This is a genomic window from Rhodococcus sp. Leaf247 (genome assembly GCF_001426185.1).
Lineage (GTDB): Bacteria > Actinomycetota > Actinomycetes > Mycobacteriales > Mycobacteriaceae > Rhodococcoides.
On the sequence record NZ_LMRP01000001.1, the window covers coordinates 133,637 to 156,019 of the forward strand.

Annotated in this window: 18 protein-coding genes; 5 read left to right on the plus strand and 13 right to left on the minus strand. The window is 68.9% G+C overall.

Annotated features, from left to right (window positions below; translation table 11 throughout):
• The first annotated feature begins 1 nt into the window (after window position 1).
• The gene (locus tag ASG64_RS00600) at window positions 2-1,786 is read left to right on the plus strand and encodes an NTP transferase domain-containing protein (protein ID WP_082517931.1); all 1,785 of its coding nucleotides are present in this window, start codon (window positions 2-4) and stop codon (window positions 1,784-1,786) included.
• Here the strand turns inward: ASG64_RS00600 and ASG64_RS00605 are convergent.
• The 8 genes from ASG64_RS00605 to ASG64_RS00640 all read right to left on the minus strand — a co-directional run bounded on the left by ASG64_RS00605 (window position 1,728) and on the right by ASG64_RS00640 (window position 13,239).
• Entirely contained in the window at window positions 1,728-2,459 is a 732-nt protein-coding gene (locus ASG64_RS00605) for a sirohydrochlorin chelatase (RefSeq protein ID WP_042573256.1), read from the minus strand. The two genes, ASG64_RS00600 and ASG64_RS00605, sit on opposite strands and share 59 nt — an antisense overlap.
• A complete protein-coding gene (locus ASG64_RS00610; protein ID WP_442970441.1) occupies window positions 2,456-3,634 on the minus strand; it encodes a uroporphyrinogen-III synthase in 1,179 nt (392 codons plus the stop codon). The genes ASG64_RS00605 and ASG64_RS00610 overlap by 4 nt, the downstream gene beginning before the upstream one ends.
• Complete coding sequence (nirD, locus tag ASG64_RS00615) at window positions 3,631-4,077, minus strand: nitrite reductase small subunit NirD (protein WP_082517933.1); 447 nt, start codon at window positions 4,075-4,077, stop codon at window positions 3,631-3,633. The genes ASG64_RS00610 and nirD overlap by 4 nt, the downstream gene beginning before the upstream one ends.
• A 92-nt stretch (window positions 4,078-4,169) precedes the next feature.
• Entirely contained in the window at window positions 4,170-6,677 is a 2,508-nt protein-coding gene (gene nirB / locus ASG64_RS00620) for a nitrite reductase large subunit NirB (protein ID WP_056069120.1), read from the minus strand.
• The gene (locus ASG64_RS00625; protein ID WP_082517935.1) at window positions 6,674-8,200 is read right to left on the minus strand and encodes an FAD-dependent oxidoreductase; all 1,527 of its coding nucleotides are present in this window, start codon (window positions 8,198-8,200) and stop codon (window positions 6,674-6,676) included. The genes nirB and ASG64_RS00625 overlap by 4 nt, the downstream gene beginning before the upstream one ends.
• A complete protein-coding gene (locus tag ASG64_RS00630) occupies window positions 8,197-10,356 on the minus strand; it encodes a molybdopterin oxidoreductase family protein (RefSeq protein WP_056069123.1) in 2,160 nt (719 codons plus the stop codon). Before ASG64_RS00630 ends, ASG64_RS00625 begins: the two co-directional genes overlap by 4 nt.
• On the minus strand, window positions 10,353-11,807 hold the full coding sequence (locus tag ASG64_RS00635; RefSeq protein WP_056069127.1) for a nitrate/nitrite transporter: 1,455 nt from the start codon (window positions 11,805-11,807) through the stop codon (window positions 10,353-10,355). The genes ASG64_RS00630 and ASG64_RS00635 overlap by 4 nt, the downstream gene beginning before the upstream one ends.
• Window positions 11,808-11,958: 151 nt before the next feature.
• Window positions 11,959-13,239 carry an MFS transporter gene (locus tag ASG64_RS00640; protein WP_056069130.1) on the minus strand — a complete coding sequence of 427 codons (1,281 nt, stop codon included), beginning with the start codon at window positions 13,237-13,239 and terminating at the stop codon, window positions 11,959-11,961.
• 87 nt (window positions 13,240-13,326) lie between these two features.
• Between ASG64_RS00640 and ASG64_RS00645 the strand changes: the two genes are divergently transcribed.
• Window positions 13,327-13,992, plus strand: a complete 666-nt coding sequence (locus ASG64_RS00645; protein WP_056069133.1) for a FadR/GntR family transcriptional regulator — start codon at window positions 13,327-13,329, stop codon at window positions 13,990-13,992.
• 17 nt (window positions 13,993-14,009) lie between these two features.
• Here ASG64_RS00645 and ASG64_RS00650 read toward each other — a convergent pair whose 3' ends face one another.
• The 3 genes from ASG64_RS00650 to ASG64_RS00660 all read right to left on the minus strand — a co-directional run bounded on the left by ASG64_RS00650 (window position 14,010) and on the right by ASG64_RS00660 (window position 17,152).
• Window positions 14,010-14,864, minus strand: a complete 855-nt coding sequence (locus tag ASG64_RS00650) for a TIGR02569 family protein (protein WP_056072380.1) — start codon at window positions 14,862-14,864, stop codon at window positions 14,010-14,012.
• Between the two features lie 81 nt (window positions 14,865-14,945).
• Entirely contained in the window at window positions 14,946-16,160 is a 1,215-nt protein-coding gene (gene moeB, locus ASG64_RS00655; protein ID WP_235579447.1) for a molybdopterin-synthase adenylyltransferase MoeB, read from the minus strand.
• The gene (locus tag ASG64_RS00660) at window positions 16,139-17,152 is read right to left on the minus strand and encodes a DUF3152 domain-containing protein (RefSeq protein ID WP_042573250.1); all 1,014 of its coding nucleotides are present in this window, start codon (window positions 17,150-17,152) and stop codon (window positions 16,139-16,141) included. Before ASG64_RS00660 ends, moeB begins: the two co-directional genes overlap by 22 nt.
• A 148-nt stretch (window positions 17,153-17,300) precedes the next feature.
• Here ASG64_RS00660 and ASG64_RS00665 point away from each other — a divergent pair, with 148 nt between their 5' ends.
• Window positions 17,301-18,002 carry a TetR/AcrR family transcriptional regulator gene (locus ASG64_RS00665; RefSeq protein ID WP_056072386.1) on the plus strand — a complete coding sequence of 234 codons (702 nt, stop codon included), beginning with the start codon at window positions 17,301-17,303 and terminating at the stop codon, window positions 18,000-18,002.
• 69 nt (window positions 18,003-18,071) lie between these two features.
• Here ASG64_RS00665 and ASG64_RS00670 read toward each other — a convergent pair whose 3' ends face one another.
• Both ASG64_RS00670 and ASG64_RS00675 read right to left on the minus strand, forming a co-directional pair.
• Entirely contained in the window at window positions 18,072-18,305 is a 234-nt protein-coding gene (locus ASG64_RS00670) for a DUF3107 domain-containing protein (protein ID WP_042573249.1), read from the minus strand.
• A gap of 108 nt (window positions 18,306-18,413) precedes the next feature.
• Window positions 18,414-19,133 carry a ferritin-like fold-containing protein gene (locus ASG64_RS00675; protein ID WP_082042897.1) on the minus strand — a complete coding sequence of 240 codons (720 nt, stop codon included), beginning with the start codon at window positions 19,131-19,133 and terminating at the stop codon, window positions 18,414-18,416.
• Window positions 19,134-19,522: 389 nt separating this feature from the next.
• On the opposite strand from ASG64_RS00675, the gene ASG64_RS00680 reads away from it, so the two are divergent.
• Window positions 19,523-21,133 (plus strand): DEAD/DEAH box helicase, encoded by a 1,611-nt coding sequence (locus tag ASG64_RS00680; protein ID WP_235579448.1) that lies wholly within the window; start codon window positions 19,523-19,525, stop codon window positions 21,131-21,133.
• Window positions 21,134-21,146: 13 nt separating this feature from the next.
• The gene (locus ASG64_RS00685; RefSeq protein ID WP_056069136.1) at window positions 21,147-22,379 is read left to right on the plus strand and encodes an Rv3212 family protein; all 1,233 of its coding nucleotides are present in this window, start codon (window positions 21,147-21,149) and stop codon (window positions 22,377-22,379) included.
• Window positions 22,380-22,383: the final 4 nt, after the last annotated feature.

Genomic DNA, 22,383 nt, shown 5'->3' on the forward strand with positions numbered 1-22,383 from the left:
AATGTCGGGGCGCGCTGTGCGAATGGAGGCGCTGATCCTGGCCGGGGGACGCAGTTCTCGCATGCAGGGGACGGACAAACCGTCGGCAGTGGTGGACGGCATGTCGTTGGTCGATCGTGTCGTCGAGGCAGCCTCGTTCTGCGACACCGTGGTCGTCGTCGGCCCGTCGGACGCGGCCCCTCCCCGTGGACGACCATCCGTGCTGCATGCGCGTGAGGACCCGCCGTTCGGTGGGCCGGTGTCCGCGATCGGTGCGGGACTCACTGCCGCACAGGCCGATACGAGCGACAGCACCGATATCGTCCTGGTTCTGTCGGCGGATCTCCCCTACGTGAGCGGAAGAGAACTCCGGGAACTCGTTCACGCGCTCGAGCAGGACTTCTCCCTCGACGCCGTGTTCGGTGTGGACTCGTCGGACCGCGTGCAGTACCTGGTCGGCGCCTGGCGACGCGGCGCTCTCGAACGTGGCGTCGCAACCGCCCTGAGGTCGAGCCCTCCCGGAGACGGCCGCGGTCCGTCACTTCGCCGCGTACTCCCCGACGCGGTGACGACGATGCACCTCGCCGGCATCGACGACGTGGATACGCCGGACGAGTTGGCGGACGCACGCGGAGCGTCGGTGCGGCCCACCGTTGCACGAGCTCGCTTCCTGCTGGATCGGCGGGTTCGCCCGCTCCCTCCGCGTACGGTCCGGCCGGCCGAGAGCCTCGGCGGAACGCTCGCCGCACCGATGATCGCGGCCGAACCATTCCCCGCGTTCGTGACATCGGCGATGGACGGCTACGCGGTGACCGGAGACGGGCCGTGGCGCCTCGACGACGCCGTCGTCGTGGCGGGAGACACCGCGACCGTCGCCCTCGCAGCGGGACATGCGGTCCGGATAGCCACCGGCGCAGCAGTTCCCGTCGGCGCGTCGGTCCTTCGGGACGAGTTCGCGCGGACCGACACCGCCGGCGTGCTCCATCGCCGTGACGACGCACCGGTGCGCGACGACGCCCGCCGGATCGCGGAGGACTGGGATGTCGGCACCGCACTGGCACCCGTGGGCACCGCGGTGTCCCCCGCCGTGCTGTCGGCTGCTCTGTCCGCGGGAGTAGCTCATGTGTCGGTGCGACCGGCGCCGACGGTGCGACTGGTCATCACCGGCGACGAGATAGGCGACGATCCGCATCCCGTCGCAGGCCGCATCCGCGACACCATCGGTCCCGTCATGCCGATCTATCTCCGCTGGTGCGGCTTCTCGGTGACCGAGGTCGTGCACTGCGAGGACACCGCGGCCGCCTTCGACGACGCGGTCGCGGGAACGGGATCACCCCCGCCCGACGTGGTGGTCGTCATCGGAGCGACGGGTGGGGGCGCCGCAGATCGCCTGTCCGACGCCCTCGTTCGAGCACGCGGGCGCAGAATCGTCGACGGATTGGCGTGCCGTCCGGGAGGGTCGGCATCGGTCAGCGTGCTGCCCGACGATCGGATCGTCGTCGGCGTGCCCGGCAATCCCTACGCCGCCGTCAGCACCGTCTGCCTTCTCGGGCCGGCGCTGGCCTGCGCGCTGACCGGACGGCCTGCACCGCAGCCGGTGACGGCGGAGCTCGCTGCGGACGTGACACCTGCCACCGTGACTCGCGTTCTTCCGGCCACCTACCTCGGGGGCGGCACCTGGGCGTGCCAGGACTCGGTCCGCACCGCGCACCTGGCCGCGCTGATCGGCCGGGACGGTCTGGCCGTGATCACTCCGGAGTGGAGTCCGGGCGACCGGGTCGAGATCGTGTCGCTCCCGCAGAGATAGCGTCGACACCTGCCCGGTACCGCTGCACGATCAGATCGACCACGCCGTCGGCAATTCCCAGGGGGTCGGTCACGCCGTCCGCACCGACAGCGAGCAATCGCGTGTGAAAGAGCCCCGGCGCCAGGAGGTACGACGCGACGAAGACCTTGCCCTCACCCGATTCCCGCAGCGAGGCAACGACATCGGCCGCTCGGGGTTCGCCGGTGGCCACGTACGCGACCGTCACCTCGGACGACGTGACATCGGCGAGTTGAGCTGCGGCGGTATGGACATCGTCCAACGCGCGAACGTCGGAGGATCCCGCTGCCGCGAAGACCACGCGGTCTCCGGGCTGCCAGCCGACGTCGACGAGTCGAGCGCGCAGCACATGTGCCAGACCCGTGTCGGGGCCGAGCGCGCGCGTCACGTGGACGTCGCCGTGCCCACTCTCGCTGATCTCACGCGGGACATCGGAGTGCACGTGGTAGCCCGACGCCAGGAATGCGGGAACCACGACGACAGGATCGTCGAGATCGCGCAACACCTCGGAGGGTGTCGGGCCGAGGACGTCGACGAAGGCCACGCGGACCGGACCGACGAACGGCGCGACGGCGTCGGCCAGGGCAGCGATCACCTCGACACCAGCGGGGTTACGCGTGCCGTGCGCCACCAGCAGAAGGCGGGGATCGGTCACGACATCGCTCCCGACCCGGCAGTCACCAGTTCGTCGGCACCGGCTTCGACGGCCAACCGGTATCCCCGTTTGACGACGGTCTGGATCGCCTTGGGCGCGCCGAGCGAGGACCGGAGCCTGGCCATCGCGGTTTCGACGGCATGGGTGTCCCCCCCGCCCCCGGGCAACGCGGCCAGTAAGTCTTCCCGTGAGACGACATTGCCGGGACGACGTGCGAGCGTCTTCAGCAACGCCATGCCCGCCGGCGACAGGGCCTTCGGAACACCGTCGACCACGACGCAGGCACCGAGGACACGCAACTGGTGCCCACCGGCGTGGACGATGCCGGCGCGGCGAGGAAGTTCGTCGGCGACATGCCGTGCGAGCGCTCCGACCCGCGAACGCGCCGGAGCCGTCGTCGGGACGTTCAGGACGTCGAGAGGAGCCGAGGTCACCGGTCCGACGCACACGGCCAGGACGCGGTCGCGGAAAGACTGCAGCATCGGCTCGAGCACACCGTTCTCCTTGGCGCGCATCAGCATCGAGGCCACCGCGGGTGCACTGGTGAACGTGACCGCGTCCAGATCACCGCACAGAACGGCCTCGATCATGCGGTCCATCGGCGCCGGATCGTCCGGCTGGACCCACCGGTAGACGGGGACGGGAATCACCGTGGCGCCCGCGTCGCGGAGCACCTCGCAGAAATCCGGAACCGGTTCCCACTCGGTCGTCGCGCCGTGCAGCTGGACGGCGATACGAACCCCGTCCACACCCTCGGCGAGAAGATGGTCGAGTACCTCTGCCGACGATTCCGACTCCGGAGACCACTCTTCGCGGAGACCGGCAGCGCGGATGGCGCCCTTCGCCTTGGGACCGCGGGCAAGGATGCGCGTGCGCTCGAGCGCCGACGACAACGCCTCGGCGTTGCCCCAGCCGTCGGCGGCTTCCATCCACCCTCGGAAACCGATCCCCGTCGTGGCGACCGTGATGTCAGGCGGAGAGTCGACGATCTCCCGCGTCCTGCGACCGAGTTCCGCGTCGTCGGACAGCGGGATGATCCTGATGGCGGGCGCGTGCACGACGGTGGCCCCGCGGCGGGTCAGCAACGTGGCCAGTTCGTCGGCACGGCGCGCAGCCGTGATGCCCACCGTGAAACCTGCCAGTGGGACATCCGACGAGGTCGGCTGTTCGATCACGGCGATGTCGTCTCCGTTCCACTGTCCAGTGCACCGGGTCCGCGCGAGGTCGAGCGCGGATTCGCCGACACGGCGATCAGATCATCGGCCACCGTGACGTCGTACGTCGCGAGCGACGTGGTCTCGTCGTCCAGGCATGTGCCGGTTACCAGCGAGAATACCTGCTTGAGCAACGGCGATGCCACCGTCGGCTCGCCCGCACGGTCCCCGACGAGCCCGCGAGAGATGACGGCAGCGTGCGCGAAGGGGTCGATGTTGCTCACTGCGAACAGTGCATCGTCGCTCGTACGGAACAACGCCACCTGCGCTCCGCCGGGCAACAGGACCGCCACACCGCGGCCCGGAGTCAACGCGGACAGACGGGTGGCGGTGACCCACTCGCCGTCGGCGAGGTCGTGTCGTACATCGTGCGTGTGCCGTGGTGCCGAGTCGATGACAGTCATGGTGTCCTCCCTGCGGACAGTTGTACGGGTCTGGTGTTACTCGTCCGTTACGTGCGTATTTCGGGTCTTCGCGCGACATGAGTCCAGCTCTGTCACCCCACCGGGATCGACGGCATTCCCATCAGAACGGGGACCTTGCGCTCGCCGGACTCGTCGAACGCCACGGTCGGATCTGCCTCGTCGGGCGCGTTGACGAAGGACACGAAGCGCGCCAGCTTCGCCTCGTCCTCGAGCACACCCTTCCATTCGTCCTGGTAGCCCTCGACGTGAGCAGCCATCGCCGCCTCGAGATCGGCCGCGATCCCCAGGCTGTCCTCGCACACGACGGCGCGCAGGTGGTCGAGACCGCCGTCGAGGCTCTCGACCCACGGCGCGGTGCGCTGCAAACGGTCGGCGGTGCGCACGTAGAACATGAGGTAGCGGTCGATGTACTGCACCAGCGTCGTGTCGTCGAGACCGGACGCGAGAAGCTGCGCGTGCTTCGGTGACTGCCCGCCGTTGCCTCCGACGTAGAGGTTCCATCCACTCTCGGTGGCGATGATGCCGACGTCCTTGCCGCGCGCCTCCGCACATTCGCGCGCACAGCCCGACACCCCGAACTTGATCTTGTGCGGCGACCGCAGACCGCGGTACCGCTTCTCCAGATCGACGGCCATGCCCACCGAGTCCTGGACGCCGTAACGGCACCAGGTGGAGCCGACGCAGCTCTTCACCGTGCGCAGCGACTTCCCGTACGCCTGGCCGGATTCCATGCCGGCGTCGACGAGTCGCTTCCAGATGGCGGGGAGTTGCTCGACGCGAGCACCGAACATGTCGATGCGCTGGCCGCCCGTCACCTTGGTGTACAGCCCGAAGTCGCGAGCCACCTCACCGATGACGATGAGTTGCTCCGGTGTGCACTCACCACCCGGCATGCGGGGGACGACGGAGTAGGTGCCGTTCTTCTGGATGTTCGCGAGGAAGTGATCGTTGGTGTCCTGGAGCGCGACCTGCTCGCCGTCGAGAATGTGGTCGGAGGACGTGGATGCCAGGATCGAGGCGACGACGGGCTTGCAGATGTCGCAGCCGGCCCCGCGTCCGTGGGCCGCGACGAGACCGGAGAACGTCCGGATCCCGGTGGCGGCCACGATCTCGAACAGCTCGCTCCGCGACTGGGAGAAGTGCTCGCACAGCGCTTTCGACATCACGACACCGGACGCCGCCAGCAACTGCTTGATGGTCGGAAGGCACCCGCCACACGTGGTTCCCGCGTTGGTGCAGGATTTCACCGACGCGATGTCGCAGGCACCGGCAGCGATGGCCGAGCAGATCGTGCCCTTGTCGACCGCGTTGCACGAGCACACCTCGGCATCGTCGGGAAGTGCTCCGGCGCCGAGCTTCTCGCCTGTCGGGGAGATCAGGGCAGCCGGATCGCCGGGCAGTTCGCGGCCCACGAGCGGGCGGAGGGTGGCGTACGCGGAGGCGTCGCCGATCAGAATGCCGCCGAGCAGGGTCCTCGCGTCGTCGGACAGCACCAGCTTGGCGTAGGTGCCTTTCGCGGCGTCGTTCAGCACGACTTCGAGCGCGCCCTCGGTGGCACCGAGCGCGTCGCCGAAGCTGGCGACGTCGACACCGAGCAGCTTGAGCTTGGTCGACAGGTCGGCGCCGGGGAATTCGGCGGTCCCGCCGACGAGGCGGTCGGCGACCACCTCGGCCGTCGAGTAGCCGGGGGCCACCAATCCGTAGCACCGGCCTTCGACGGCGGCGCACTCGCCGATGGCGTAGATGTCCGGATCTTCGGTGCGGCAGCCGATATCGGTCAGGATGCCGCCGCGTTCACCGACAGGCAGGCCGCTGGTGCGGGCCAGCGCGTCCTGCGGCCGGACGCCGGCGGAGAACACCAGCAGCGACGCGTCGATGACGGTTCCGTCGGCGAGCGTCACATCGATGCCGCGGCCGTTGTCGGCGATCGCGGAGGTGCCGACACCGGCGTGCACCGTGACCCCGAGGTCGGTCACGAGACGCTTCAGTAGCGCGCCGCCGCCCTCGTCGACCTGCAGCGGCATGAGTCGCGGGGCGAACTCGACGACGTGTGGTGTCATGCCCATCTGCTTCAGCGCATTGGCGGCTTCCAGACCGAGGAGCCCACCGCCGACGACCACGCCGACCGCGCCGGGACCTGCGACATCCGCGCAGGCGCGAATGCGATCGAGGTCCTCGATGGTCCGGTAGACGAAGCATCTGTCCAGGTCGTGGCCGGGAATCGGCGGCACGAAGGGGTAGGACCCGGTGGCCATGATCAGGGCGTCGTACGAGACGGCCTCACCGTCGGCGGTGGTGACGATCTTCGACGCGCGGTCGATCTCGGCGGCCCGCACTCCCGTACGGAGGGTGACCGCGGGGTCGCCGACGTAGTCGTTGCCCGCCAGCGCCAGTTCCTTGTGGTCCCAGGCTCCGACGTAGGACGACAGTCCGACTCGGTCGTACGCGGGGAGCGCTTCTTCGCACAGCACCGTGATCGACCACTCGCCGGCGGTGTCGCGGGCGCGCAGCGCTTCGACGAACCGGTGGCCGACCATGCCGTGTCCCACGACGACTGCTGTGCGGGTGGGGTCGGTCATGACGATCTCCTCGAGGTAGCGGTAACGGTGTCGCGGTGGATGTCCTGCGGGGTCGGGGTGTCGGGCGGATCGGCACGGTGGAGCCACTCGCACAGCCCGTCGACGACGCCGACGCAGCTGCCGCAGCCCGTGGTGGCCCGGGTCTTGTCGGCCATCGCCTCGGGGGTGTGCGCGCCGCCCCGCCAGGCGCCGACCAGTTGCTTCTTGGTGACGGTGTTGCAGCGACAGACGACCGCGCTGTCCGGCATCGTCGACGGGTTCGCGCTCTCGGTCGGGCCGCCGACGAGATGCCCCAGCAGGAGCGTCATCCGGTCGACCGGCACGAGCGAGCCACCGTCGAAGTACTGGCTGAGCGTGCCGACCACCTCGGGGTTGCCGAGCATCACGGCTCCGACCAGCCGGTCCTTGCGGACGACGACCTTGGCGTATCGGCCTCGCGTCGGGTCGCTCATGACGAGCACCTCGGACTCGAGGTCGTTCGGGTCGATGTCGATCTCGCCCATCGACGCCAGGTCGACGTCGTGGGCTTTGAGCCGCGTGATCTGAGCTGTGCCGTCGTACGTGGTGTTCGCGCCCGTGCCGCACAGCTGGTCGGCGACGACACCGGCCATCTCCCATGCGGGCTGGACGAGTCCGTACACCTCGCCGCGATGCTGGGCGCATTCTCCGATGGCGCGGATATGCGGGTCCGAGGTGCGCAGGTCGTCGTCGACGACGACGGCTCGGTCGACGAGAAGTCCTGCGGTCCGGGCCAACTCGACGTTCGGACGGATACCGGCGGCGACGACCACGAGATCGGCGGGGAGCGCGCTGCCGTCCGACAGCACCAGTTCACGAGTCCCGTCGGGTGCGGTCCGAACGGACTCCGCGCGCGCATTCAGTGCGACGTCCATGCCGAGTTCGCGGAGCACGCGAGTCAGGACGGCTCCGCCTCCGGCGTCCATCTGCTTCTCCATCGGGTAGCTGCGCGGATGGACGATGGTGACGTGGGAACCGCGCATCAGCGCTCCGCGAGCCGCTTCGATGCCGAGCAATCCGGCGCCGATCACGACGACGCGCGACCCCGGCCCCGTACCGGCGGTGATGGTGTCGCAGTCGGCGAGTGTGCGGAAGGCGACGATGCCGTCGGAGGGGGCGCCGTTCTCGTCCGTCATGCCCGGTGCCGGAGGCAGAAACGACCGCGAGCCGGTGGCGAGCACCAAGGTGTCGTACGTGTCGGTGCCCCCGTCGGAACGGGTGAGCGTCCGCGTCGCAGGGTCCACGGACGTGACCGCGACACCGATGTGCGTCTCCAGACCGTTCCGCTCGCACCAGTTCTCCGGTTTGATCCGAGTATCCCCCGGGGTCAGATGGCCGGCGACGACGTTGGAGAGCAGGATCCGGTTGTAGGCAGCATGATTCTCGTCGCCGTAGACCACCACCTGCACCCGCTCCGCCGTCGGGTCACGTCGGTGGATCTCCTCCTGGAGTCGGGCACCGGCAAGTCCGTTCCCGACGACGACCACGCGGTGGATCTCGCTCATGCGGGAGTCCCCGTCCGCGTCGAGACCGGTGCGAGGCGTACGGCGCAGACCTTGAACTCGGGCATCCGGCTGGTCGGATCCAGAGCCGGGTTGGTGACGAGGTTGGCACGGGCGTCGTCGGCGAAGTGGAACGGCAGGAACACCGTGTCCAGACGCATCGACGCGTCACAGACGACCCGCGCGATCACCGTTCCGCGTCGGGAGACCACGTCGGCGTCGTCGCCCGCGGCGAGGCCCGCTCGCATCGCGGTGTCGGGGTGGATCTGGACGAACATCGGTCCGGCCGCGTCGGACAAGGACGGCACGCGGCGCGTCTGCGCCCCCGATTGGTAATGCGTCAGCACCCGTCCGGTGGTGGCCAGCAAGGGATACTCGGCATCGGTGGGCTCCGCCGGTCCGATGTGGTCGACTGAGACGAATCGTGCTCGGCCGGAGGGTGTCTCGAAGCGGTCGAGGAACAGCCTCGGGGTGCCCCGGTGCGAGATCGACGTCACGGGCCAGTGCAAGGCCTCCCCTGCGTCGAGGCGGTCGTAGGTCACTCCGGAGTAGTCGGCGAGACCGCCCTCCGACGCCAGCCGCAACTCGTCGAACACGACGCGTGGGTCACGAGGGAAGCGTTCGGGCGGCTGGCCCAGCCGTTCGGCCAGATCGGCGAGAATGTCGAGTTCACCGCGAGCTCCCTCGGGCGCGTCCATGGCTTTGCGACGCCGCAGGATCCGCCCCTCGAGCGACGTCATGGTGCCTTCTTCCTCCGCCCACTGCAGCGTGGGAAGAACGACGTCGGCCATCCTCGCGGTCTCGGACAGGACGAAGTCGGTGACGACGAGCATCTCGAGCGATGCGAGTCGGTCCACGATGTGGCCGGCGCGCGGCGCGGACACGGCGATGTTCGAGCCGTGGACCATCAGCGCCCGTGGTCCACCCGGTCGTCCGAGCGCGTCGAGCAGCTCGTAGGCGCTCAGCCCGGCGCCGGGGAGCTCGGACTCGTCGATTCCCCACACCGACGCGATGTGGTGCCGTGCAGCGGGATCGGAGATCTTGCGGTATCCGGGAAGTTGGTCGGCCTTCTGTCCGTGCTCGCGGCCGCCCTGCCCGTTGCCCTGACCGGTGATGCATCCGTACCCGGTGCCGCGCCGACCGCACAGGCCGAGCGTGAGTGCGAGACCGATGACCGCGGAGACGGTGTCCGTTCCCGATGCGTGCTGCTCGGCGCCTCGCGCAGTGAGGATGTACGCGCCGGTGCCGTTGTCGCGCGAGGCGGCCAGCAGCCGGACGGTCTCGCGAAGTCGACCGACCGGCACGCCCGTGACGCGCTCGGTACGCTCCGGCCACCATGCGGCCGCCGCGGTCCAGAACTCGTCGAAACCTTCGGTGCGAGAGTCGATGTAGTCCCGGTCGGCATACCCTTCGACCACTGCGAGATGGATCAGACCCAGCGCCAGCGCGAGATCCGTTCCGGGAGCGAGCTGAAGATGCACGCCCCCTGCCGACAGTGCCCGGTCCACGGTGGCGGTGCGCCGGGGGTCGGCGACGATCAGCCCACCGGCGTCGGCGGCTGTCCGCAGGTGTTGCACGAACGGCGGCATCGTCTCCGCGACGTTGCCACCCAGTACCAGGACGGCGCGCGCGGATCCGATATCGGCGAGCGGGAACGGAAGGCCCCGGTCGAGTCCGAACGACTTGTTGCCGGCTGCCGCTGCCGAGGACATGCAGAACCGGCCGTTGTAGTCGATGTTCGAGGTACCGAGAGCGACGCGGGCGAATTTGCCGAGCATGTAGGACTTCTCGTTGGTCAGTCCCCCGGCGCCGAAGATACCGACGGCATCGGCGCCGTGGTCGCGTCGGATGCGCCGCACCGTGTCGGCGATCAGGTCGAGGGCGCGGTCCCAGGTCGTCGGGACCAACTCACCGTCCTGCCGCACGAGCGGTGTGGTGAGGCGTCCGGGAACACGGAGCACCTCGGCGGCGGTCCACCCCTTCTGGCACAGGCCGCCCTTGTTGGTGGGGAACTGTCGGGCCTCGATGCCCGCCTCCGCTGCATCCGAGCCGGTGACGGTCATCGCGCACTGCAGTCCGCAGTACGGGCAGTGGGTCGCCGTTCCTGCGTGAGCGGTCGTGCCCAAGACGGACGACGGAACGGATGCAGCGACGGTCATACGGTGATCACGCTCGCTGCCTCGGACGTCGAGCTCTTGCGGAGGTAGACGGCCCACGTGGCCGCTGCGCAGAGGACGTAGAAGATCAGGAAGACCCAGAAGGCGGACGTCGCGGACTTGGCCGTACCGGAGTACGAGGCGCGGAGAACCAGGTTGATGGCTACGCCGCCGAGTGCGCCGATGGCGCCGGCGATGCCGATGAGCGCGCCGGACATACGGCGCGACCAGGCAGCCTGCTCGTCGCTCGACATGCCGACCAGTTCGGTGGACTTCGCCGCGAAGATCGCCGGGATCATCTTGTAGACGGATCCGTTGCCCAGGCCCGACAGGACGAACAGCAGGATGAAGCCGATGACGTAGAAGATCATCATCGAGCCGGTCGCAGCTCCCGCCGTCGAGTCGTCGGACATCGACGTGGCCACCAGGATTCCGGCGGAGAAGATCATGGCGACGAAGGTGTACATCGTGATCCGCCCGCCGCCGACACGGTCGGCGAACTTGCCGCCGATGGGCCGCGAGAGGGATCCGAGCAACGGTCCGATGAAGGCGATCTGCGCGGCGTGCAGCGACGCCTGCGCCTGCATCGCCGGGGTGACCGCTCCCCCGTCGGCGAGGCCGGCCAGGAAGTTGATCTGCAGGATCTGTCCGAACGCGAAGCTGTACCCGATGAACGACCCGAACGTACCGATGTAGAGGAAGGCGATCCACCACGAGTCCGAGAAGCGGAGGACGTCGATCATGGAGCGCCCGTTGGTCTTCTGGTTGTCGAGGTTGTCCATGTACAGCGCGGCACCCACCGCGGCCAGGGCGATGAAGACGAGGTAGACGGCGCAGACGATCTCGGGTGCGGTGTTGCCGACCGTGGCGATGACGAGCAGGCCGATCAGCTGGATGACAGGGACGCCGATGTTGCCGCCGCCCGCGTTCAGGCCGAGGGCCCAGCCCTTCTCACGCTGCGGGTAGAACGCGTTGATGTTCGTCATCGACGACGCGAAGTTGCCTCCGCCCAGTCCAGCGAACGCCGCCACGATCAGATACGTCGTGTACGAGGCCGGGTTCATCATGAAGTACAAGGTCAGCACCGTCGGGATCAATAGCACCAGGGCGCTGAAGATCGTCCAGTTGCGTCCGCCGAACTTGGCCGTGGCGAAGGTGTACGGGATGCGCAGGATCGCGCCCACCAGGGTCGGGACGGCCACGAGGAAGAATTTGCCCGCGGGGTCGATCCCGTACTGAGCCATCGGCATGAAGAGGACCATGACCGACCAGATGGACCAGATCGAGAAGCCGACATGCTCGGCGACGACGGACCAGAGGAGATTGCGCTTGGCGATCTGCTTGCCGCCGGCCTCCCAGGCCTCGACGTCCTCGGCGTCCCAGTTCGAGATGTGGTGCCGACGAACCTCTGTGGCGGTACCGGTGGGCGCCGCGGCAGCGCCGGTGTCCGACAAGCTGGTCACGAGTGGCCTCCTGATCTGTGGGGAAGCCCAAAGATAGGAAAACCATGTTGCGGCGGCGCTGCACGGCGTGACCCGTGCGTGAACTTGACCTCACGGCCGTGTTTCGCCGGTGGTGAGGGCCGCGGGAGCTACCCGGCCGGGGTCACGCGGCGACGACGTCCTCGAGCATGCGCGGCCGGCACGCCGCCTTGGCGGCGACGAGGAGCACGACGACACCACCGCTGAGGAAGGCGAAGGACCACTCCCAGCCGCCCGAAAGCTCGTGCAGCACACCGAAGAGGATGGGACCGGCGCACGCGATGATGTAGCCGGCGCCCTGCGTGAAGCCCGACAACGACGCGGACCCGGCAGCCGTACGTGTCCTCAGATTGATGAGGGTCAGCGACATCGGGAAGGTGATGGGTCCTGCGCCGAGCAGGATGACCCACAGCACCGTTCCGCTCGACGGCGACCACAGCAGGCCGGCGAAACCGGCGATGTAGAGCACCGCGCACCCGATGACGATGGGGTACGGATCGATCATCCTGCTCGTCAGCGACGGCGCGATCAGCGACCCCGTCAGCCCGACGGCCGCGAACACGCCGAGCGACGCACCTGCGGCACCCTCCCCGATTCCCGCCTCGACGAGCAGCGACGGCAGCCAGGTCAGCATCGAGTACGTGACCATCGAGGTCATGGCGAACATGCCCGCCATCCCCCAGCCCAGCGATGTCTTCCAGACAGGGATCGATGCCGCCACGGGCAGCGCAGGTTCGGGTGTGGCGGGCTCCGGGCTTGCCGACGTCTCGGTCGGAGCTGCCGCTGCCGCCCGCGCGGTGCTCGTCCGCCGCGTCAGCACGACCGCCGTCCACGGCACGACCGCCGCCACGGCCGCCAGGCCCCACATCGCGAGCGACCAGCGCCACCCCAGAGCATCGGCCACCGGAACGGCGGTGAGGGTCGGAACGATGGTGCCCAACTGCAGGAGGCAGATGTAGACCGTGCTCATCATGGCCAGGCGATCCGAGAAGTATCGCTTGACCAGCGGAGGAATCACCACGTTGCCGACACCCATGCCGGCGAGGGCGACCGCGGAGAGCAGAAGGAGCGACCCGTACCCCGGCGCGAAGGAGCGCGCGAAGATGCCGATCGCCGTCAGGGCCGCCGCGGCGAGCGCAGTCCGCTCGAGCCCCAGGCGCGAGGTGACGACAGGGGTCGCCACACCGAAGACGGCGAACATCAGGGTCGGCAGCATGCCGAGGACGCCGATCGCGCCGGCACCGAAGCCGAGATCGTCGCCGATGCGCGGGAACAGCGGCGAGACGGACGTGACCGCGGCGCGGAGGGTGAACGCGGACAGGATGATCGCGGCGAACACCAGGAGCCGCCCCTGCAGGGTGGACCGCGTCCGGGACACGGCGGTAGTAGGCGCGGCAGCTGTCATGCGGGAAATCATAGGATGATCCGACTACTCGTGGCAAAGGCTCTACCATGGGACCGGTCACGACCGTCCCCCACAGGAAGAACCGACGTGCAACCTGTTCGACGACAGAGCCTGATCGGCCAGGTCACCGACCAGCTCCGCGGCGAGATCGAGTCCGGGAACTGGCCCGTCGGCGCCAGGATTCCCACCGAGCCCGAACTCACCGAACTCACCGGGACCGGGCGCAACACTGTCCGCGAGGCCGTCCAGGCCTTGGTTCACGCCGGGATGCTGGAGAGGCGACAGGGCTCCGGAACCTACGTCACCGCATCCTCCGACGTCCCGTCCGCCATGGGGAAGTACTTTTCCTCGGCGCGGCGACGCGACGTGTTCGAATTGCGCCGGGCTCTGGACACCACCGCCGCGACGCTGGCGGCCGAGCGGCGCACGGACGACGACGTCCGGATTCTCCATGACACGCTGGCCCGCCGCACGCAGTTGTGGGACGTCGACCGTACGCAGGCTCTGCATCTCGACGTCGCACTTCACCGCGCCATCGTCGCCGCGAGCCACAACAGCATCTACCTCGAGGTCTACGACTTCCTGTTGCCGAGCATCGAGGAGACCATCGTCGACCACAGCGCCGGCTCCGATCGCGCCTTCCACGACGAGCACGCGGCACTGGTCCACGCGGTCGTGGCCGGCGACGCCGATGCAGCGGCCACCGCCGCGCGATGCTTCTTCACGGTGCTGGCCGCCGACGGCGCCGACTGATCGGAGCCGTCCCGCGACTACAGGATGAGTCGGATCAGGTCCGCCGTCCGCGCCAGGCCGGGGAACGCCTCCGCGGTGGATCGTGGGTGCAGAGCGTGCACGGCGAGCCGGAACATGACGGCGCGCAACAACATCTGTGGCCATTCCGGCATATCGTCCCACCGGCCGATCAGTCCGTCGTCCGCGCCGCCCCACGACAATGCGTCGACGACGACGACCGCGGCAGCCCAGGACGCGGGACGCCAGTACGGGGTGATATCGGTGATCCCCGGCGCCTGGACGCCGTCGAACAGGACCGTGCCGAACAGATCACCGTGCACGAGCTGGTCGGGGGACTCGACGGGTCGACGCAGCGTCGCCAACTGGCCGATGATCTCGATGCTGCGGAGTCCGTCCGGCGAGGTCGGTTCGATCGCTCCTCCGGCGCGCGCCGAGCGGAACGGGACCGTCTCCCACGCCGCGCGGTCGGCGGCGGCGAACACGTCGACGTCCGTCCAGGGCGCAACCGGAGTCTGGGTCAGGAACCGAGGCTTCTCGAGCTGGGACGTCGCGACGTGCAACCGGGTCGCCAGGGACACCACCTCGTCGTGGCGTGGTTCGGGGACCCCCTCGATGTAGGTGTCCGCGCGCCACCCCGACACGACGTACCTGCCGTCGGTCGAGCGGACCGGGTGCGCCAGCCGAACACCTTCCACCGCAAGGGTTTCGCGGACCTTCGCCGACCACGCACCGCGGGCGTGGTCGGCCACCGGCGAGAGCACCACGTCACCGAGGCGCCATCCTCCGTCCCAGTCCGCACCGAGTGCCACCGGCGACACATCGCGCAGGCCGAACGTTCCGATGACGTGCTGGGGAGGTTCCGCCGAAGTCATGACGGCCACCGTACCGCCGTCGGCGGGTCGGTTTCTCTCCCCGCCGAGCGTGTCCGCCCGGTGTTCGGCACGTCCGAGCATTCAGTACGTCGGGAGCGACGGATCCACGTCGCGTGTCCATGCCTCGATGCCGCCGCGCAGATGGTGCACATCGGTCATGCCTGCCGCGCGCAGTGCGACCAATGCCTCCGCGGACCGAATGCCGGTCTTGCAGTAGAGGACGACCGGTCGATCCTGTGGGAGCGACGTCATCGCATCGCCGCGCAGGATGTCGGCGAGCGGGATCAGCGACGCGCCGTCGAGATGGACGATGTCCCACTCGACCGGGTCACGGACATCGATCAGGGAGACGGGGCCGGAGCCGTCGAGCAGCGCACGGACCTGCACAGGATCGAGATCGCCGTCGACGGACACCACCGCCGGGGCGGGGCTGATCACGCCGCAGGAGACCTCGTAGTCGGACTCCACCGCGGTGACGGGCACGCGGGACGGATCACGCCGCAGCGTCACGGTGCGGAAGGTCATCGTGCGGGCGTCGTAGATCAGGAGACGACCGAGCAGCGTGTCCCCCATGCCCGTGACCAGTTTGACGGCCTCCGTCGCCATGATCGATCCGACCACGCCGCACAGGACGCCCAACACACCCGCTTCCGAACACGACGGCACCGTCCCCGGCTCGGGGGGATCCGGATACAGGTCCCGGTAGTCCACCCCCATCCCGCCGGGAGCGGCGTCCCAGAAGACGGAGATCTGCCCGTCGAAGCGGTAGATCGACCCCCACACGTACGGCACGCCGGCCACGGCGGCGGCATCGTTCACCAGGTACCGCGTCGCGAAGTTGTCGGTGCCGTCGACCACGAGGTCGTACTGCCGGAAGATGTTGACCGCGTTGCGCGGTTCGAGTCTGACCTGATGCATCCGCACTTCGATCGTCGAATCCACCGCGGCGATGGACTCGCGGGCGCTCTGGGCCTTGGACCGCCCGATGTCCGCTTCGCCGTGGATGATCTGGCGCTGCAGGTTGGACGCATCCACCTCGTCGAATTCGACGATCCCCAGCGTGCCGACACCCGCGGACGCGAGGTAGAGCAGGACCGGGGAGCCGAGCCCGCCGGCGCCGACCACGAGGATCCGAGCGTTCCTCAGGCGGCGCTGTCCGAGGACACCCACGTCGGGGAGCAGGAGGTGACGGCTGTAGCGGGCCACCTGCTCACGGGAGAGCTCCGGTCCCGGATCGACCAGCGGGGCGAGCTCGCGGGGACGTGACGGCACGGTCACGCCCTCGGATAGGGCCACGGGTTGAAGCGACAGGTCTTGCCGTCCATCGGAACCACACCTTCGGGGTCGAGCACGGCGATGTCGTCGTTCGCCGTTCCGAACGTCTGCTGCATCATGATCGGCGCCAGACCGCCGTCCGTCTCGCACGGTTGGTGGGCCTGGTAGCCGATGGCGTGGCCGACTTCGTGGTTGATCTGGTACTGCCGGTAGGACCCGATGTCGCCTTGGAACGCCACCGCGCCGCGCACCCAGCGCGGCTCGTTGAGCACCACGCGTCCGATGCCGGGGTTGTAGCAGGACACCTCGAGCTGGATGTCGTACCCGCACGCGTCGCGGATGGTCAGCTGCGAGGTCAGGGACACGCGGAAATCGGGATCACCGGTGTCGACGCGTCGGAACGCGAACCGCTGGTCGTTGGTCCAGCTCTTGGGGTTGCCCAGGGTCTGATCGACCAGGCGGCCGAACGACTCGTCCCCGCCGAAGCCTGTCGTGTCGACGCCGTCCTCGATCTCCACGGAGTACGTGAACGTCCGCTCCGTGCCCTGACCCACCTGATCGGTGGTTCCCGGCACCACACGCCACGTCCCCGCTCCCTGCACCGCGAACTGGCCACCGTCCGGGAGCTGGCCGGACGGCACGGTCTCGGCGAAGTTGCCGTCCGCGGCGGGCGGTACGCCGATCACGCCGGTGCCGTCCGAGGTGTTGCTCAGAGCGGGGAACCCGGGAGCGGAATCGGTGGAGATCGCGGTGCCGGGATCGCGGATCGCATCGACGACGACCAGGATCGTGACCACCGCCAGGACGGGAATCGCGTACGCGCGCCATCCGTACGTGGCGGTGAAGCGGCCGAGGCGACTGCGCTTGCGCGCACTGCGCTCCGGCCGCGCGGGGCGCTGCCGGGACGGGTCCACAGCGGTGGGATCCCACTGCGCCCGCAACGGCTGATGCGACCGTCGGGCGCGGTCGTCACGCGCCTCGGACTCTCGCTGCGGCTGCCGTCGGTCGTTCACGGATCCAGGTTCTCACACGCGTCTGCGGCCCTGGCTCGGCGCGCCGGGGTATCGTCGTCACGATCTGCAGTACGACATGCCGCGTTAATTCCGATGCCTGAGTGATCCTCGTCCACCGGTACAGCGGCGGATGGGACAGAAGAACCACATGACTGACGTCACCGACCGCAGCTCCTCCGTGGGCAACTCGACAGGTGGCACTTCGGGGGGCAGTAGATCCACGAGCGGCACGCCGCCGACGAACGGTGGTCGACGCAGTGCTCGGCTCCCCCGTGATGCCCGTCGCGCCCAGCTGCTCGCCGCGGCGAGCGAGATCTTCGTCGCCCGCGGGTACCACTCCGCCGGTATGGACGAGATCGCCGAGTGCGCCGGGGTGAGCAAACCCGTTCTGTACCAGCACTTCCCCGGAAAACTGGATCTGTACGTCGCGGTTCTCCAGAACTACGTCGACAGCCTCATCTCCGGCCTGCGCCAGGCCCTGCGATCGACGACGGACAACCACAAGCGTGTGCGAGCGGCCGTCCTGGCGTTCTACGACTTCGTCGACAACGACAGCCAAGGATTCCGGCTCGTCTTCGAGTCCGACCTGATGGGTGACCCGCAGGTGCAGAGCCGCGTCGACCAGGCGACGGAAGCCTGCGTCGACGCCGTCTTCGACCTGGTCAGCCACGACTCGGGCCTGGACCCGCACCGGGCTCGCATCCTTGCCGTCGGCCTGGTGGGCACCAGCCAGTTCACCGCGCGCTACTGGCTCGAAGCCGACCGCCCCATCACCAAGGAGGAAGCGGTGGACACCACCGTGACCCTCGCCTGGGGCGGCTTGTCGCACGTCCCCCTGCAGTCCCAGTAACCCGTAGCCGGATACGCCGACGGCCCCGCACTCGCGAGTGCGGGGCCGTCCGTGCGTGAACGAGTGGCGTCAGGCGCGACCGGACGACGCGAATCCGACGCGTCGACTGTCGGACGGGCCGATCTCGACGTACGCCAGCTTCCCGGCGGGAACCAGGAACTTGCGTCCCTTCTCGTCCACCAGGGACAGAACACCCTCACCGCCGAACGCTGCGGACACGAGCGACTCGACTTCCTCGGGAGTCTGCGCGCTGTTGACCACCAGTTCCCGTGGGCTGTCCGAAATTCCGATCTTGACCTCCACGGTCGACCTCCGAAAACGTTGTCACGAACCTGCTGTCCGTTCCAGGCTAGTGCAGCACCGGCGGCCGGGGAGGCCGCGGCACACACGCCCACAGCGAACAGCGATGTGTCAGACGAGTCCGAGCGTCGCCATCCGCTCGGAGTGACGGATCTGCATGCGATCGAAGAGCGCGACGATGCCGTTGAAGTCGCCGGACGCCGTCATGACCAGCTCGGTCAGTTCCTCGCGCTGCGCCAGCACGAACTGCGCCTGCGTGATGGCCTCCCCCAGAAGCCTTCTGCCCCACAACATCAACCGATCCTTGTCGGCCGAGCTGGCTGCCACCCGCGCCAACACCTCGGTGACGACGAATTCGGAGTGGCCCGTCTCGGCGAGCACGTCACGAACCGTCGAGGCGACGTCGGACGGCAGGCTGTGCGCGATCTCGCGATAGAAGTCCGCTGCCAGACCGTCGGCGACGTAGGTCTTGACCAGGACCTCCATCCACGTCGAGGGCAGAGTCGACGCGTGATAGGCGTCGAGCGCGGCGGAGAACGGTTCGGTGACGGAGAGGACGTCGCGTCCCCGCTCGCGCAGCGCGGCCTCGAGCACCTCGAAGTGGTTCATCTCCGCGGCCGCCATGCTCGCCATCGCGATGCGGTCACCCAGTGTCGGCGCCATCCGGGCGTCGTCGACGAGACGGTAGAAGGCGGAGATCTCACCGTAGGCGAGGACGCCGAGAAGACTCACGATTCCGGGGTGGTCGGGGGGCACCGTGGTCGACGGATCGCCGGACAGCGCCGGGGCCGCCTCGGGGGTGGGGGACGGACGATCCGAGTTCACTGACATGACTGCCGAGACTACCGTCGTCGACGCATCCACGGGCGTCCGCGACGGGCCTGCGCAGAGACGATCCGAGCGCTCGGTGCCCGACCAGGTAGAATGGCCCGAGAGCTCGCTTGTCGAGGCCGATTCCGGCCCGACTCGTGGCGACGGTCGTTCGTCGCCACAGCCGCCTTCGATTCGCGGCAGCGTGCTCATGACATTGTGCGCGCACCTGATTCGTGTCTGCCGCCGATCGTGTCGCCGCATCGCCGGCCGACGCAGGCGGCAGCCTGACGGCGAATTCGAGGGCATCGGCCGTCGATCGGCCTGGCCCTCGTCGTGCGTGCGAGGCAACGGATACGAGAAAGGCCGAAACACTGAGCAAGATCACTGTCGACCATGAAGACGACGCCGTGGCAGAGACCACCGTGTCGGCGATCCTGGACACGACCCACACTCCCCCGACCTTCGCCGAGCTGGGCGTCCACCCCGAGATCGTGCGGGGTCTGAACGACATCGGCATCGAGCGCACCTTCGCCATCCAGGAGCTGACTCTTCCCCTGGCCCTGGCCGGCGACGACCTCATCGGTCAGGCGCGCACCGGTATGGGCAAGACCTTCGGCTTCGGCGTGCCGCTGCTGCACCGCCTGGCGACGGGTCCGGCCGACGGTTCGGGCACCACGACCCTCGACGGCACGCCGCGCGCGCTGGTCATCGTCCCCACCCGCGAACTCTGCGTGCAGGTCACCTCCGACCTCGAGAACGCCTCCAAGCATCTGCACTCGGCCAACGGTCGCGTGAAGGTCATGTCGATCTACGGCGGACGTCCGTACGAAGCACAGATCGCCACGCTGCAGTCCGGCGTCGACGTCGTCGTCGGCACGCCCGGCCGCCTGCTCGACCTGGCCAAGCAGGGCCACCTCGTCCTCGGCAAGGTCGGCGTCCTCGTCCTCGACGAAGCCGACGAGATGCTCGACCTGGGCTTCCTGCCGGACATCGAGCGTCTGATGAGCATGGTGCCGGACAAGCGTCAGACGATGCTGTTCTCCGCGACGATGCCGGGCCCGATCATCACCCTGGCTCGCACCTTCCTGACGCAGCCCACCCACATCCGGGCCGAGGAAGCAGAGTCCTCCGCGATCCACGAGCGCACCGCTCAGCACGTCTACCGTGCGCATGCGCTGGACAAGGCCGAGATGGTCGCCCGTGTCCTGCAGGCCGACGGCCGCGGCGCGACGATGATCTTCACCCGGACCAAGCGCACCGCCCAGAAGGTCGCCGACGATCTCGCCGAGCGTGGTTTCGCGGTGGGAGCCGTTCACGGTGACCTGGGACAGGTGGCGCGTGAGAAGTCGCTGAACTCGTTCCGCAACGGCAAGATCGACGTCCTCGTCGCCACCGACGTCGCGGCGCGCGGCATCGACATCGACGACGTCACACACGTCATCAACTACCAGTGCCCGGAGGACGAGAAGACCTACGTCCACCGCATCGGTCGTACGGGCCGCGCCGGTCGCACGGGTATCGCCGTCACGCTGGTCGACTGGGACGACATTCCTCGCTGGCAGCTGATCGACAAGGCCCTCGGCCTCGACATGCCCGATCCGGTCGAGACGTACTCGAGCTCGGATCACCTGTACTCGGAGCTGAGTATCCCCCGCGGCACCACGGGCAGCATCGCGAAGCCGAAGAAGGCCCCCGCCGCGTCGTCCGACAACGGCGCGTCGCCGACCGTCGAGTCCGGTGGCACCTCGGACGGTTCCGGGTCGACCTCGTCGTCTCGCCGTGACCGTTCGCGTCGTCGCACCCGCGGCGGCACCGCGGACGCCTCCACCTCGGCGTCGGCAACGTCGGACAGCACGTCGGCAGCGCCGAAGACCGGTCCCGACGCCTCGGACGGATCCGCCCCGTCGGACCGGCCTCGTCGTCGCCGCCGTCGCCGCTCGTCTGCCGGCTCCGCTGCGCACGCGTCGGATGCAGGCTCGTCGGCACAGGCGTCGTCGTCCGCGTCGGCCACCGACTGATTCTCCACCCCACGTGCTCGCTCCTGAACGGCGTTCCCGCGCCGACGTGATCGCCGCTGCGGTCATCCTGGTCGTCGTGGTGCTCGTCGCCACGGTGATCTGGGCTCGCAGCGATGCACGGGGAACCACGTCCGATGTGGCCGACAGCCCGCTCGCCCCACCGGCGTCGGCGCTGTCGGTCCCGGACTCGCTGTCCGAACTCTGGCGGTCGTCCGACGCAGGCCCGGGTGCGCCCGTCACCGCGGGTGGCGCCGTCGTCGTCACCGACGACCACTCCGTGCGCGGACTGGACCCTGCGACGGGCACGCAGTCGTGGGCCTACACGCGTGACGTCGAGCTGTGCTCGGTCGTCAGCGCCTGGGACGCCGCGGTGTCGGTGTTCCGGGACGACCGCGGGTGCGGCCAGGTGACCGAACTCGACGGGTCGACCGGGGCCCGCGAGGACCAGCGCACCAACGACGCCGACGATCCCGTGCGGTTGTCCTTCGACGGCACCTACGTGACCGAGCTGGGCTCCACTCGGCTCGAGGTGTGGCGTTCGGATCTGGTGCGCACCCTCGAGTACGGCCGGGTCGACGCTCCCGTCAATCCTCGCGACCAGCCGCGCGTCGGGTGCACGCTGGTCTCCAGCGCGTCCGCGAGCACCCGGATGGCCGTCCTCGAACGGTGCCCCGGTGAGAAGGGGCTGCGTCTGACGTCGATGAATCCTGCGCCGAAGGACAGCACCGTCCCCGACGTGTACGGGTCCACGATTCTCGCCGACGTTCCCGACGACGCCTCGACCGCCCGCGTCCTCGCGGTGGTGGGTGACCGGCTGGCCGTGTACCTGCCGGCGTCCGGTGCGGAGGTCGCACGCGTCGCCCTGTTCGACGGATCGGCCAACTTCACGTCCGCGCAGGCGGTCTCCGTCCCGGTCACCACACCGTCGGACGCCACCGTCTCGTCCGACGTCGTCCGCACCGGCTCGGTGATCTCGTGGTGGACCGGCGATTCGACCGTCGGTTTCACCCAGACGGATCTCACGCAACGATGGAGCATCGCGGGAACCCTCGGTGCGGGCGCCGTCATGGCCGGGCAGCTTCTCGTCCCGGTGCCGGGTGGGCTCGCCGTGGTCGATCCCGCCACCGGTGTCGCGTCACGCACTCTCGCGGTGGACCGAGCCGACTACACCGGTCCGGTGGCGATCTCCGTCGTCGGCACGCGGGTGTTCGAGCATCGCGGCTCCGAGACGGTCGCGCTCGGCTGACCTG